The sequence below is a fragment of the Nodularia harveyana UHCC-0300 genome, assembly GCF_034931085.1.
Taxonomy (GTDB): Bacteria; Cyanobacteriota; Cyanobacteriia; order Cyanobacteriales; family Nostocaceae; genus Nodularia; species Nodularia harveyana.
Map to the genome: position 1 here is coordinate 71,855 of NZ_JAYGHG010000005.1, position 13,823 is coordinate 85,677.

The window sequence follows — 13,823 nt, forward strand, 5'->3', positions numbered from 1 at the left end:
GGAGTCCATGAGTACCACTAATTTTACCAAACCAGAAAATGTCTACCAACGCCCAGAGGAAGGACCTCATCTACCAAGAAAAAACTCGATAAAACATGGTACAAAACATCAAAATATTCAAAAACGGGAGCCTGTATCTGATAGTTACTTGTTAAAAGAGCAAAATCGTGGTCGAGTAGCAATCTTTATTGATGGAGTCAGTCTATTTCATACAGCCTTACAACTGGGAATTGAAATCGACTATCTGAAATTGCTTTGTCATTTAACCGGGGGTTCACGGTTATTGCGGGCTTTCTTTTACACTGCTGTCGATACCTCAAGGCCAAATTCCCCACGTCCACGCCCCAATGAAAAGCAACAAGGTTTTCTGTTTTGGATGCGTCGCAATGGTTATCGTGTATTTACCAAAGAAGTTCAACTAGCAGACCATACCAAAAAACACAATTTGAATGTAGAAATTGCTGTGGATATGATTACCTTAGCGCCCTATTATGATACGGCAATTTTAGTCAGTGGAGATGGTGATTTATCCTATGCCGTCAATGCTGTCACAGCTACAGGTTCTCGTGTAGAAGTGGTGAGTTTACGGGCGCTGACTAGTGATAGTTTGATTGATGTGGCTGATGAATTTATTGATCTCGACAGGATTAAACAATATATCCAGAAGGATTCTCATGTTGGTTATAGCTATCGGGTGCTGTCTAATTCCAAGGTCTAAATCTCCATATCTCATTGATTGCTGTCTAGCTCCCAATATCAGGTAAAATGGCAAATTAGGGAATAACTCTGCGTATTTTTTTCTCAAATCCCACCGCCAATGGATATTTTAATTGTTGAGGATGAACTAGAAATTTCTCAGTTAATCCAACATTCCTTAGATAAAGAAGGATTTTCCTGTCGGGTCAGCCGCGATGGTATCAACGCCTTGCAGATGTTTCAGGAAAAACCACCAGATTTAATCATCCTCGACTTAATGATTCCGGGGTTGGATGGACTAGAAGTGTGTGCCAGGATTCGCCAACAACCAGGAACCAAAGATCCTTATATTTTAATGCTGACAGCTAGGGGTGAGGAAATTGATCGGGTAATTGGTTTATCAACTGGTGCTGATGACTATATGGTTAAACCCTTTAGTCCCAGAGAGTTAGTGGCGAGGGTGAGGGCTTTATTACGGCGTAGTCTCCGTCAAGGGGGACAGCATCAGGTAAATAAGACTCGACATTTTGTGATTGATTTAGATCAACACACTGCAACTCGGCAGATAGATTCTCAACCGGCAGCAACTTTAGATTTAACTACATTAGAATTTAATCTATTAAATACCTTTGTGAGTAATCCGGGGCGAGTTTGGAACCGGACTCAATTAATTGATAAACTTTGGGGTAATGATTTTTTCGGTGATGAACGGGTTGTGGATACTCATGTCGCCCGATTAAGAAAAAAAGTTGAGCCGGACTCGGCTAATCCTACTTTTATTAAAACTGTGGTCGGAATAGGATATAAGTTTGAAGATACCCTATAGTATCAGGAGAATAGCATGGGCTGGCGTTGGGCAAAGTCTTTGCCTTTAGCATCGCGTCTGTTTTTATCTCACCTGGTAGTGATGATTGTGGGATTAGTTAGTCTTGTGATTATCAGTGGAATCTCCTCTCCTCGCTTTTTTTTCCTGTATTTGGAAAGGTTAGAAAGTCGCGGGATGAGATTAATTAATATTCGCACGGAATTGGTACAGGGATTTGAAACTGCTTGGCGGCGTAGTACGGTTTGGTCTGTGATTGTGGGTGGTACTGCTGCGGGAGGTTTGAGTTATTGGGTATCGAGACGAATTATGCTGCGGTTGACAGAGATGGAACAAATCACTCAAAAGTTTGCTTCTGGTCAATTAGAAGCGCGATTACCTTTATCTGACATTCCCGAATTACATCGCCTGGGGGCGAGTTTTAATCGGATGGCGGCTAGTTTAGAAGGGGTGGAAGCAAGGCGGCGAGAATTGATTGGCGATATGACTCATGAGTTACGGACACCATTAACTGTGGTGCGGGGTTATTTGGAGGAACTCGCTGACGGAGAAATAGAACCATCTCCGGAGATTTATCGGCTGTTGGCGAAGGAAACTAAGCGTTTAGAACGATTGGTCAATGATTTGCAAGAACTTTCTAAGGCTGAGGCTGGTTATCTGCCTATTAATATCCAAGCTGTGAATTTATGGCCTTTATTAGAGTCTTTAGTAGCAAAGTTTAGCGACCAGTTGCTAGAAGATGGCCCGGTTTTAGGCTGGGAATGTCCTGACCCATTACCCCTTGTATTGGCAGATATTGACCGCACAGAACAGGTTTTAGTCAATTTGTTGGGTAATGCTATCCGTCATACTGTCACAGGTGCAATTACTATTCGGGTTTGGGTGGAAGAGTCTCAACTGTGGATTGCTGTAATTGATACGGGTGTGGGGATTTCTGCGGAGGATTTACCCCATGTTTTTGAACGGTTTTGGCGGGCTGACCAATCACGCGATCGCAATTCTGGTGGTACTGGTATTGGTTTGACTATCACCAGGCGGTTAGTGGAACTACAAAATGGTCGAATTTACGTAGACAGCACTCTGGGGGTTGGTAGCACTTTTCGTTTTTTCTTACCCTTGGCTTGAGTGGTGAAGACAACATATTGTCATCAGGTGGTGATACTGGCTTCACATCTAATTGGTAGGTTGAAAACTAAGGGTTTTCTATTTACCATTATGCCAATATTTAACGTACTTTTAGCTACATTCCTAGTAAGTGTATTAACTGTATCCGGGGTGGCGGCGATCGCCTATTTATTTCCTCCCAGTCATTCCCCAGACTAACTTATAATAGCGGCATGAATAATCAGGAGTATTGAACATGAATCAGATGCAATTAACTTTACTGATTACTTATTTACTGATGACCTGCTATTTTTTCACCAATTGGCTCAAGTTTTCTTTAGCTCATCCTACTTCTACACCAGAAGAAAAATTCTTATCTTTCGTGATGTTTCTGATCACAACTATCTTCTGGCCTTTAACTATCATTATGTCTTTGTGGCAAATATGCAATCAACGAAAACTGGAGTTTAATACCATGCTTCCAGTGATTTTTGCCATGTTTGCCTTTAGTGTTTCCTATTATGTAACTTATCTCTATGAGCGCGGTTTTTGCTACAATGAATTATTCTGCTCATTTCCCTCTTAATTTTGCGTAATTTTCGATTTTTACCCTAAAATTTCCCATGTCTCATATATAAGACTTTAATCATACCTGACCACAACTAGAGAATTTATATTCTCTGGAAAAATATCCATCAATATATATGAAATTATTTGCTGATAAATTAGTTTCTTCCTATTACTATAAATCGCTGATAGTAGCGGGTATGAACCTATAAAAACTTTCCCTCACTGGTAATGTTACTACATAGCGGCCATTTTCTACGGTAATCAAGGAGGCGATCGCTATAATTTTTTCTTTTTTACATCTCTCATATATTGAATATAGTAACTAGACACTCGCACTATAAATAATTGTCATTGAGTTATCTTATAATCTACATATCAGAGCTAAAATTGGTAAAAGTGTGCTATACCATCAAGACCATTCATTCTGCTAAAAATTCCAGAATCAATTCTTCACCCTTACATAGACAGCGTAATTGCCATATGTTAGGATAAGCTCAAAATCCTTATCATAGGTGGTATTGAGTTTACATAAACACTAAAAACCATTAAGCCTAGTAATTAAGGGTATAGAGACACTCTTAGATTAATAACAAATGACTAAGCTTTCAGAAGTTTTTGGCATAGCAACATCCATACCAAAATATACTTATGTGGATAGAGCTAAATTAGATACAACATTTGAATACTTGCTCAAGCGTGATCAACATATAGTAATTCATGGTGCATCAAAGCAAGGAAAAACAATTCTTCGTAAAAAGAATTTACCGGAACAAGATTGTCTTACTGTTCAATGTCGGTCTAATTCAACTCTTGAGCAAATATATATTGAAATTTTAAGGTTATTGGGTACTAATATTCCTACAGAATTTACAAGAAGTCATACTTTAGGTGCTGAAGGTAAAAGCAAAGCTTCAGCCGGAATTAAATTTGTAGTGTCAGGAACAGGTGAAATAGAAGGTGGTGGTAGTTTTGAAAAAAGTTCAGAGGCTGTATATGAACCAGTAGGAATGAGTCCAGAGAGCCTGGGATATATTGCTGAACAAATTAAAAAATCAAATAAAAGGGTTGTTGTTGAAGATTTTCACTACTTACCTGACGACGAAAAAAAAAGATTGTCTTTTGACTTAAAAGCATTATGGGATAATGAGGTATTTTTTATAATTATTGGTGTTTGGGCAGACCAAAATAGGCTTATTTATTACAATGGAGATTTAAGTGGCAGGGTTAGTGAAATTGATGTTCAGTGGACTCGACCAGAGCTAGAAGAAGTTTTGAGTAAAGGAGAAAAAGCATTAAGGTTTTCTTTTGTGGACAACCTTAAACAAGGAATTATAAATGATGCAAATCAAAATGTAGGTTTATTACAAAGAATAGCTGAAAAATATTGTTTTGAAGCAAAAATATTAGAATGTTTGCCGCAGCCAAAAGTTATAGGAGACTTAGACTCACTGCATAGATGTCGAATAGCTATTTGTTCTGAAGAATCGGTTCGTTATCGTCAGTTTAGCGAAGCAGTTAGTCATGGTTTTAGAAGTTCAGATTCAAGTGTCACTTTATATCAACATATTGTTCGTGTTTGTATTGAAGCCTCAGACTCCGAACTTATCAGTGGATTACACCATAACGAGTTACTAACTCGTATGAATCAATCAGAGAACAGGGTTAGAGGCTCAGATTTAACAAAGGCTTTAGAGAGGATCGACAGACTACAAGCAGACCGCAACATTTCACCGTTAATTCTCTCTTACAATCGTGATTCTCGGACAGTACAACTGGTAGACCGGGAACTCCTATTTTACCGCAAATACGGCCACCCTATATGGTCATGGCAAGAAGCAGACGAAGAATAAATTTATGATAAATATTCTTTGCAATAGGGTTGTGAAATAAATAAACTAATATTTGACACAACAGGTACTAAATAAAGGAAATTTTTCAAAGTTATAGAGAGTATGCCAAGTTCATTCTGAGGCTAATAAACAGATTTTAACCCCTGATAATTCAAGGGTTTTACACTCATTCCCTACGCCCTATCCACCATTTCAAACTCAAGTTGATGACTGTGGATAAAATTATGGGTAAAATGATCCACCACGTTAGTATCAGCCAGTTCTAAATTATAAAAATCTACAGTTTCATGGTCAAAATATGGCCCGGCGTGCCAAGTACCCTGATTTAATTTGATAAAGCAATTTCCCGGTATGCGGAAAGCAGCCATTTCTGCTAACACTGGTTGATTTAAATCGTTATGAGGCGGACAAACTGCAATTAACCAGTCTTTCCCGGCTAAGGAACCTAAACACTGGGTACATTGCAAATGACGAGTAATTTTATTAAACTTGCGCCCGCGTTGCTCTAGCCTCATAATATAAAATCGTGGTGTGCCATTTTGCAGATTTAATTGGGCATCTTCGAGATCAAAATTCTTACCATCTTCACTAGCAAAAATTACCTGTCCATAAGGGTGAAAATTTTCTGGTGTGATCCATTCGGCGGGTAATTGTTGTACTGTTTTTGATGTATTCATAAATTTAACTTTTTATCTGACTATCGGCATAGTTCTAGGATATTATCTTTTTCTGTCCACTTTGACCGGCATCTGCTCTGAGGTGAATCTATGCCAATGTGTATATACTGGGGTGAGGATGATTTCGCTATGGAAAAGGCTGTTGCAACATTGCGCGATCGCATCCTTGATCCTTTATGGATAAGTTTTAACTATACATCCCTATCGCCAGATCAACCTGATGCGGTAATTACGGCTTTAAATGAAGCTATGACACCAGCTTTTGGCGCAGGTAGCAGGTTAGTTTGGTTAATTAATACTACCCTGTGTCAGCATTGTCCAGAAAATGTGTTAGCGGAACTGACGCGCACTCTCTCCGTCATTCCTGAAAACTCCTGGTTATTACTTACCACCCGTAACAAACCCGATGAACGCCTCAAATCTACCAATTTGTTACCACTATATTTTTTGAGGAGGGTTTCGTAGGGTTTTTGATTGAGTTCTGTGGTGGAGATAAAGGTTTCTAAGTCTTCTTATATAATTAGGGAGTTGCTGACCGTGTTGGCTTTAACTTCTTGATAGTTAAGAATATCCCGAAAGAATGGGATGATAAATTTTTCTTGCAGTTGGGTTTCGCTCATGGTTTTAATGGATAATGGATGTAGTTATGCCCAATTAGGAACATAGGTTTTACGGGTTACGAAAATGACCATCCTAGAAACCATTATACGCGAATTGTCATCAGCACCAGAAGCTTTGCTATTGCAGGTGTTCAATTTAATCCAGTCTGCTAAGGAAGATACTACGTTAGTATCTAATTTATCTAATTCACCACGAATTCCGGGGCTGCATCAAGGGGAAATCTGGATGAGTGATGATTTTAACGATCCTTTACCTGATGAGTTTTGGTTGGGTGAAGATCAATGAGAATTTTGATTGATACTCATGTGTTTATTTGGTGGACTAGCGATTCTCAAAAACTCTCTTTTGCTGTTTACAATCTTCTTACCAATCCCAAGACTCAAGTAATTTTAAGTGTTGTCAGTATTTGGGAAATGCAAATTAAGTTATCTTTGGGTAAGCTTGAGTTGAAAACGGCGTTACCTGAATTGGTTGAGGATGAGGTTAAACAGAATAGAATTGAGTTATTACCCCTTGATTTATCTCATATTTATGCCCTCAGTAATTTGCCTAACCATCATCGAGATCCTTTTGACAGGTTGTTAATAGCTCAAGCTAAGAGTGAAGAATTAGTAATTATCAGTATTGATGAGAAGTTTGATGGTTATGACATAGAAAGATTATGGTGAAAGTTACAATTACACAACTTTAATTTTTCCGGTGAAAACATCGTTAATTAGGGTTTTACGCAGTTCTTTAAGTTTTTCTATTTGGGTGTTGATGGTTTCGATGATTTTATCTATTTGGGTGGTTTTGATGTTGAGGTAATCAGCGATTTCTTTTCCATTCTTTTGTATAGCCAAACAGCACCTTTTTGGCATTGAGTTTTGTAATTACACCTTTAATATCTAAAAATTTCTCTCCGTCTGTTGCATCAACCCCTAACAGGTCTTTTGTTTCGCTGTCAAAGCCCTGTAAATAAGCATCCAAATCATTACCAAAACTTTTATCATTTTTGCAAATATCTTTAAGGGTTTTGCTTTTCTCAAAGATATATTCGTTATAACCTTGACCTTTATCTTGAATTAGGTCGCTTTGGTCTTGTTTATTCATTTCAGCCCAAGATTCTGCGCCGATTTCTGCTCGCTCTTCATCAAGCATTCTTACAAGTCGGCTTTCAATCATCACCAGGGCAAAAAACGGCATCATAAATGATGGCCATTCAGATTCCTTAATTTAACTTTCTATTCTGACTATCGGCATAATTCTAGGATATTATCTTTTTCTGTCCACTTTGACCGGCATCTGCTCTGAGGTGAATCTATGCCAATGTGTATATACTGGGGTGAGGATGATTTCGCTATGGAAAAGGCTGTTGCAACATTGCGCGATCGCATCCTTGATCCTTTATGGATAAGTTTTAACTATACATCCCTATCGCCAGATCAACCTGATGCGGTAATTACGGCTTTAAATGAAGCTATGACACCAGCTTTTGGCGCAGGTAGCAGGTTAGTTTGGTTAATTAATACTACCCTGTGTCAGCATTGTCCAGAAAATGTGTTAGCGGAACTGACGCGCACGCTCTCAGTCATTCCTGAAAACTCCTGGTTATTACTCACCACCCGCAACAAACCCGATGAACGCCTCAAATCTACCAAATTGCTCAAAAAATCCGCCACTGAGTTTCGAGAATTTCCCCTCATCCCACCTTGGAAGACAGAACTACTAGTAAAGTCAGTGAATCAAGTTGCTCAAACTGTGGGAGTAAAACTGACTTCCCGAACTGCGGAAATATTAGCAGAAGCTGTAGGTAATGATACAAGATTGTTGTATAATGAAATGGAAAAACTACGACTTTATACAATAGATAGTGGTAAACCTTTAGACGTAGATAGCATTACACAATTAGTCAGAAATACTACACAAAACAGTTTACAATTGGCAGCAGCAATTAGAATAGGAAACACAGGTAAAGCCTTGACTATTTTAGCCGATCTGATCAATGCTGCTGAACCAGGATTACGAGTAGTTGCTACATTGATCGGTCAATTTCGTACCTGGTTATTAGTAAAAATTGCTATGGAAAGTGGGGAACGCAATTCCCAAGCGATCGCCAAAATAGCCGAAGTTGGTAATCCCAAACGTATTTACTTTTTACAAGAAGAAGTTAAAAAACTTTCCATGCAGCAATTAATCTCCTGTTTACCAATACTATTAGAGTTAGAAGTAAGTCTCAAACAAGGATCTAACGAAGTATCCACACTCCAAACTAAAGTAATTGAACTTTGTCAAGTATGCCAAGGTCTGTAAAATTAAATATAAAAGTTTAATTGATATTCCGTTCTGTGGAACTTATCACTCCTAAAATAATTCAAAGCCACTAACACATATCCCAACTATAATTTTGTGCGATGCACTTTATGAAAAGAATCTCTAATTTATTGTTTCAACCTAGTCTGCAAAATCTATTTCCCCGCAGTTTATTCTTCGGTTTTCTCACCACTGCTAGTTTAGTTACCACCAGCCTGGCCTTTGGTTCCCAGGTTCATGCTCAAACACCTGCTGTTAATAATACTGATATTACCAGCTACGCCCAAGCTGTTTTGGCAATGGAAACACCTCGTCAACAAGCTTTTGATCAGATTAAAAAAATAATTGGCGGTGGAGAAATTCCCAAAATTATTTGTCATGATTCTAACAGCATTAACGGTCTACCACGGAGGGTTCAAAATATTGCTGTTAATTACTGTGAAGATTCTAAAAAAATAGTCGAACAGAATGGACTGACTATTGATAGGTTCAACAAAATTACTGTAGACCTACAAAATGACAATAACTTAAAACGCCAAGTTTACAATACATTGATCCGTCTGCAAAAGTCTCCATAATATCGGGAAAATACACAGATTTCCGAGTATTTCCCCAAGTGCGATCGCAGTTAAGAAATTGAGGATGAGAAAGTGATCACTATTTCTGCTGACTCTGGACAAGAACCGCCCTTTTGGGTACGGATACCACAACTATATCCAAAAGTAAAACTTTTTAACATTACGTTACAATGAATCCATAGAGAACAGCAAAAGCAAATCTCTAACGATGTATTCAAAGGTGTACGGCATGAATGGCACAATTCGCGTTGGTAATCTCTTCGGGATTCCCTTCTATATCCATCCGTCATGGTTTCTAGTTCTCGGCTTGGTAACTTGGAGTTATAGCAGTGGACTGACGGCGCAGTTTCCCGGTTTATCCGGGGGATTAGCTTTTTCATTGGGATTGATGACAGCGTTGTTATTGTTTGCCTCTGTCGTCGCCCATGAATTAGGACACAGCTTTGTGGCGATTCGTCAAGGTATTGATGTCAAATCCATCACTCTATTTATATTTGGTGGCTTGGCTAGCTTAGAAAAAGAGTCGGAAACCCCAGGGGAAGCATTTTGGGTGGCGATCGCTGGTCCGCTAGTCAGCCTGATTCTCTCTGGTATCTTTACAATTATTGGTATCACCACAGCCGCCACAGGTGCAGCAGCAGCAATACTAGGTGTTCTAGCTTATGTAAACTTGGCATTAGGATTATTTAACTTAATTCCTGGCTTGCCCTTGGATGGTGGTAATATCCTCAAGGCTGCTGTGTGGAAGATTACAGGCAACCCCTACAAAGGTGTAACTTTTGCTAGTCGAGTGGGACAAGTATTTGGTTGGGTGGCGATCGCCTCTGGTTTAATTCCCCTAGTATTCTTTGGTAGCTTCGCCAACTTCTGGAACTTATTAATCGGTTTCTTCTTACTGCAAAATGCCGGAAGAACAGCGCAATTTGCTAAAGTTAAAGAACAATTCACAGGCTTAACAGCAGCAGATGCTGTGAATGAATATAGCCCCATTGTAGCTGCCAATCTCACTATCAGAGACTTTGCCGACCAACGAATTTTTAACAATCAAGACTGGAAAAAATTCTTAGTCACTGATGAAGACGGAAAATTAATCGGCGCAATTAACCTGGATGATTTGCGAACTATTCCCACAACACAATGGGCGGAAACTCCAGTCAGCGCCGTGATGAAATCCATTCCAGAATCTACCACAGTTAAATCAGACCAACCCCTGTGGGAAGTAGTACAATTACTCGAACAACAAAAGGTATCTGCAATTTCTGTGATTCGGGAAAATGGTGTACTGGTGGGAATTTTAGAAAAAGCCGCGATTATTCAGCTATTGCAAAATAAAACTCAACCTAATCCTGTATAGTTGTCTGGCAAAATTGAATAGCTTCCGAACTCCCTCAGAACTTCTGGGGGAGTTTTAAAATTAATTATTTCACGCAGAGGCGCAGAGGCGCAGAGAGTTAAAGATGTTTGAGAAGCAACCAGAAGGTTTACAGCAACGGGTGAAGGAGTTAGCGAACCAAGCTATAGAAGAGGCTAATCCTACTGCATGGTTTGATGTTTTGTATAGTCAGTCTCAGGGTGATGTGACTCAAATTCCTTGGGCGAAGTTAACTGTTCATCCCTATTTACAAGATTGGCTGATTAATAGTCAGATTCAAGGTGAAGGAAATTCAGCGCTGGTAATTGGCTGTGGTTTGGGAGATGATGCGGAAGCTTTAGCAAATAGGGGATTTAAAGTCACTGCTTTTGATATTTCCCCCACCGCTATTGATTGGTGTCAGCAAAGATTTCCTGATTCTGTTGTTAATTATGTAGTTGCAGATTTGTTAAATTTACCTGCACAATGGGAAGCTGCTTTTGACTTAGTTGTAGAAATCAGGAATATCCAAGCTTTACCTTTAAATATCCGTTCAACTGTGATGACATCAGTAGGTTCTGTAGTTGCAGTTACAGGGACTTTATTAGTCATTAATCGGTTTCGAGAAACAGACATAGAACCCGATGGACCTCCCTGGCCTTTATCTAATTCTGAACTATCTCTGTTTGCAGAATTGGGTTTGCAAGAAGTTAGCCGGCTTCTATTCTATGAGGGTGAACGGGTTGATGTTCCACAACTACGGTTAGAATTTCAGAAATCAGCCCCATCGTCAAGAGAATCCTAAAAAATGTTACCTCAGAAAGAACTGCTGTAGAAATTTTTAAGTCACAATCAAGGTAGAGGAATCTACAGTTGGAGGTTGTGATGATTTACAACTTAACGTTATCTGACCCTACTAATTACCTAATTGCTAAACTCACTATTCTGTTTTTGGCACTGCTAGTATTTTTGATAATTTCCGCCGCACCAGCTATTTAATCTCCCTTTGTGTCGACTAATTCCACGTTGAAAACTTTTGCAAAGGATGCAGCTATGTGAAGGCGTACTTCTTCGCAGGTGATACCGGGAATCCATTCGGCTAAACTGGCTACGGGTTTGTCAGCAATACCGCAGGGGATAATCTGTTTAAAACCTGTCATATCTGGACAAACATTTAATGCGAAGCCATGCATGGTAATCCAACGGCTGACTTTGATACCAATGGCGGCAACTTTGCGCCCTTCTACCCAAACACCAGTAAAACCCGGTAGGCGATCGCCCGTCAATCCATAAACTGCCAATACCCGAATTAATACCTCTTCTAGTTGGCGGAGATACCAATGCAAGTCTTTACAATAGTATTGCAGATTTAAAATCGGATACCCCACAAGTTGACCAGGGCAATGGTAGGTAACTTCCCCACCTCGTTCAACTCTGTGAACATCAAATTTATTTCTATCCAAATCTTTGAAAAATTCGGGGTTGCTACCTTGTCCCCAAGTATAGACAGGCGGATGCTCTAGCAAGATTAACACATCATCCAGACCAGGGTGATTAATCCGTTCAGTCAAGAGCGATCGCTGCCATAAAAGCGCATCTCCATATAGTATCAATCCTGAGTTAAATAATAAACAACGTCTGCTATGTGTTTCAATACTACGGATCATGCCAAAAATCAACAGGTTTATTGACTAAATATATTGCAATTTACAGATAAGAAGTCAAGAAATGTCAAGCTATGCAAAGGATTTTAACGGTTCATCTTAAGCAATTGCATTACAGAATACAAAGTGCTAGTTTGAATATATAACCTCAAAGGTTTTAGGAGGAAATCTCTGCAACAAGCATCACGCCAAATCAATCAGAACGAATGCACTGGCTGGTGAGTATCATAAGTCGTTTGTATCTTCAACGGATCAAATGCGAAGGCAGTACGTTAAAATTGTTCCAAATTTGTTTTGGCGGTAGTGAAAGACCTTACCGCGACTTCTTTTCATACAAAACAAATTCACATTAAATATACTCAGTGGGAGAGTTTACATGAAGCTTGTCATCCACGGCAAAAATATTGAAATCACCGATGCCATTCGGGAGTATGTACATCAAAAAATTGAAAAAGCCGTAAGTCATTTTCAAAATATTACTAATGAAGTAGATGTACACCTGAGTGTCGCCCGCAATCCTCGAATTACCACCAAGCAAGCGGCGGAAGTCACTATATATGCAAATGGTAGTGTTATTCGTGCAGAGGAAAGCAGCGAAAACTTATACGCCAGCATTGATTTAGTAGCAGATAAAATTGCCCGTCAACTGCGTAAATATAAAGAAAAACTGCAAGATAAGAAAACTAATGCCCTACCCACAAATAAAGTATTAGTTCCCGAACCAGTAGCCGCCGATTTAATTGGCGATCGCACCCCTGAATTACCGAATGAGGTCGTCCGTACAAAATATTTTTCCATGCCACCGATGACTGTTGCAGAAGCCTCAGAACAACTGCAACTAGTGGGACATGACTTTTATATGTTCCACAATTCTGAAACAGGGGAAATCAACGTGATTTACGAACGAAACCACGGCGGTTACGGCGTAATTCAACCTCGTAATAACAACGGACACACCAACGGACACAATGGTAATGGTAATCATGCTGTGTCTGAGAAAGCCCACGCCCATAAGTGAGGGATGAAGAGGTAGGGTGTGGGGAGTGTGGGGAGTGTGGGGAGTGTGGGGGGAAAGATTGTTAAATATCCAGTCCCCAGTCCCCAGCCCCTCTGCCTCTTCCCCCAATCCCTACTTCACAGCCAACTTTTGCAGAGTTTTCAGCGCTTCCTCAACGTGACCTTTAAAATTCAACATTGAATCAAACACGTACTGCACAACGCCTTCCTTGTCAATCACATAAGTCACACGACCGGGTACAAACCCAAAAACTGCGGTTGCGCCATATTGCTTCCGCACCTTGTCACCTTGGTCACTCAAAAGCGTAAAAGGTAAATTGTACTTAGCTGCAAACTTTTGGTGAGACTCATTAGAATCACCGCTAACGCCAATCACTTCAGCGCCAGTAGTTTTAAATACCTCGTATTGATCCCGAAAAGCACAAGATTCGGCTGTACATCCCGGTGTATCATCCTTGGGATAAAAGTATAAAACAACCGCTTTTTGACCACGGAAATCACTAAGACTAACTGTAGAACCATTTTGAGCGCTGAGAGTAAAATCAGGCGCAGCATCACCAACTTTAACTGACATATTATT

At 39.7% G+C, this 13,823-nt stretch carries 17 protein-coding genes and 1 pseudogene; 13 read left to right on the plus strand and 5 right to left on the minus strand.

Features of this window, described 5'->3' with window-relative positions; translation table 11 throughout:
• Positions 1-7 precede the first annotated feature (7 nt).
• The 5 genes from VB620_RS05055 to VB620_RS05075 all read left to right on the plus strand — a co-directional run bounded on the left by VB620_RS05055 (position 8) and on the right by VB620_RS05075 (position 5,043).
• Entirely contained in the window at positions 8-718 is a 711-nt protein-coding gene (locus VB620_RS05055) for a LabA-like NYN domain-containing protein (RefSeq protein ID WP_323195052.1), read from the plus strand.
• A 99-nt stretch (positions 719-817) separates the two neighbouring features.
• Positions 818-1,522 (plus strand): response regulator transcription factor, encoded by a 705-nt coding sequence (locus tag VB620_RS05060; RefSeq protein ID WP_323195053.1) that lies wholly within the window; start codon positions 818-820, stop codon positions 1,520-1,522.
• A gap of 15 nt (positions 1,523-1,537) precedes the next feature.
• The gene (locus tag VB620_RS05065; protein WP_323195054.1) at positions 1,538-2,644 is read left to right on the plus strand and encodes a sensor histidine kinase; all 1,107 of its coding nucleotides are present in this window, start codon (positions 1,538-1,540) and stop codon (positions 2,642-2,644) included.
• Positions 2,645-2,879: 235 nt separating this feature from the next.
• Positions 2,880-3,209, plus strand: a complete 330-nt coding sequence (locus VB620_RS05070) for a hypothetical protein (protein WP_323195055.1) — start codon at positions 2,880-2,882, stop codon at positions 3,207-3,209.
• 577 nt (positions 3,210-3,786) lie between these two features.
• Positions 3,787-5,043, plus strand: coding sequence for a P-loop NTPase family protein (locus tag VB620_RS05075; RefSeq protein ID WP_323195056.1), 1,257 nt, complete (start codon positions 3,787-3,789; stop codon positions 5,041-5,043).
• A gap of 173 nt (positions 5,044-5,216) precedes the next feature.
• Here VB620_RS05075 and VB620_RS05080 read toward each other — a convergent pair whose 3' ends face one another.
• The gene (locus VB620_RS05080) at positions 5,217-5,720 is read right to left on the minus strand and encodes an ureidoglycolate lyase (protein WP_323195057.1); all 504 of its coding nucleotides are present in this window, start codon (positions 5,718-5,720) and stop codon (positions 5,217-5,219) included.
• 90 nt (positions 5,721-5,810) lie between these two features.
• Here VB620_RS05080 and VB620_RS05085 point away from each other — a divergent pair.
• The 3 genes and pseudogenes from VB620_RS05085 to VB620_RS05095 form a co-directional block, all read left to right on the plus strand.
• A pseudogene (locus VB620_RS05085) lies at positions 5,811-6,155 on the plus strand (DNA polymerase III subunit delta); the annotation flags it as partial.
• Between the two features lie 249 nt (positions 6,156-6,404).
• Positions 6,405-6,626, plus strand: a complete 222-nt coding sequence (locus VB620_RS05090) for a DUF2281 domain-containing protein (protein WP_323195058.1) — start codon at positions 6,405-6,407, stop codon at positions 6,624-6,626.
• Complete coding sequence (locus VB620_RS05095; RefSeq protein WP_323195059.1) at positions 6,623-7,009, plus strand: type II toxin-antitoxin system VapC family toxin; 387 nt, start codon at positions 6,623-6,625, stop codon at positions 7,007-7,009. Before VB620_RS05090 ends, VB620_RS05095 begins: the two co-directional genes overlap by 4 nt.
• Positions 7,010-7,018: 9 nt before the next feature.
• On the opposite strand, the gene VB620_RS05100 is transcribed toward VB620_RS05095, so the two are convergent.
• Both VB620_RS05100 and VB620_RS05105 read right to left on the minus strand, forming a co-directional pair.
• Positions 7,019-7,183 carry a restriction endonuclease subunit S domain-containing protein gene (locus tag VB620_RS05100; protein WP_323195060.1) on the minus strand — a complete coding sequence of 55 codons (165 nt, stop codon included), beginning with the start codon at positions 7,181-7,183 and terminating at the stop codon, positions 7,019-7,021.
• Complete coding sequence (locus tag VB620_RS05105; RefSeq protein ID WP_323195061.1) at positions 7,149-7,529, minus strand: hypothetical protein; 381 nt, start codon at positions 7,527-7,529, stop codon at positions 7,149-7,151. Before VB620_RS05105 ends, VB620_RS05100 begins: the two co-directional genes overlap by 35 nt.
• A gap of 114 nt (positions 7,530-7,643) precedes the next feature.
• Between VB620_RS05105 and holA the strand changes: the two genes are divergently transcribed.
• From holA to VB620_RS05125, 4 genes are all read left to right on the plus strand, one after another.
• Positions 7,644-8,633 (plus strand): DNA polymerase III subunit delta, encoded by a 990-nt coding sequence (gene holA, locus VB620_RS05110; protein ID WP_323195062.1) that lies wholly within the window; start codon positions 7,644-7,646, stop codon positions 8,631-8,633.
• Between the two features lie 110 nt (positions 8,634-8,743).
• Positions 8,744-9,211 (plus strand): DUF4168 domain-containing protein, encoded by a 468-nt coding sequence (locus tag VB620_RS05115; RefSeq protein ID WP_323195063.1) that lies wholly within the window; start codon positions 8,744-8,746, stop codon positions 9,209-9,211.
• A 229-nt stretch (positions 9,212-9,440) separates the two neighbouring features.
• Complete coding sequence (locus tag VB620_RS05120; RefSeq protein ID WP_323195064.1) at positions 9,441-10,565, plus strand: site-2 protease family protein; 1,125 nt, start codon at positions 9,441-9,443, stop codon at positions 10,563-10,565.
• A gap of 103 nt (positions 10,566-10,668) precedes the next feature.
• On the plus strand, positions 10,669-11,367 hold the full coding sequence (locus tag VB620_RS05125; protein ID WP_323195065.1) for a class I SAM-dependent methyltransferase: 699 nt from the start codon (positions 10,669-10,671) through the stop codon (positions 11,365-11,367).
• 190 nt (positions 11,368-11,557) lie between these two features.
• Here VB620_RS05125 and lipB read toward each other — a convergent pair whose 3' ends face one another.
• Complete coding sequence (lipB, locus tag VB620_RS05130) at positions 11,558-12,229, minus strand: lipoyl(octanoyl) transferase LipB (protein WP_323195066.1); 672 nt, start codon at positions 12,227-12,229, stop codon at positions 11,558-11,560.
• Positions 12,230-12,602: 373 nt separating this feature from the next.
• Here lipB and hpf point away from each other — a divergent pair, with 373 nt between their 5' ends.
• Complete coding sequence (gene hpf, locus VB620_RS05135; protein WP_323195067.1) at positions 12,603-13,244, plus strand: ribosome hibernation-promoting factor, HPF/YfiA family; 642 nt, start codon at positions 12,603-12,605, stop codon at positions 13,242-13,244.
• A 111-nt stretch (positions 13,245-13,355) separates the two neighbouring features.
• Here the strand turns inward: hpf and VB620_RS05140 are convergent, their stop codons facing one another.
• A complete protein-coding gene (locus tag VB620_RS05140; protein WP_323195068.1) occupies positions 13,356-13,817 on the minus strand; it encodes a peroxiredoxin in 462 nt (153 codons plus the stop codon).
• Positions 13,818-13,823 lie beyond the last annotated feature (6 nt).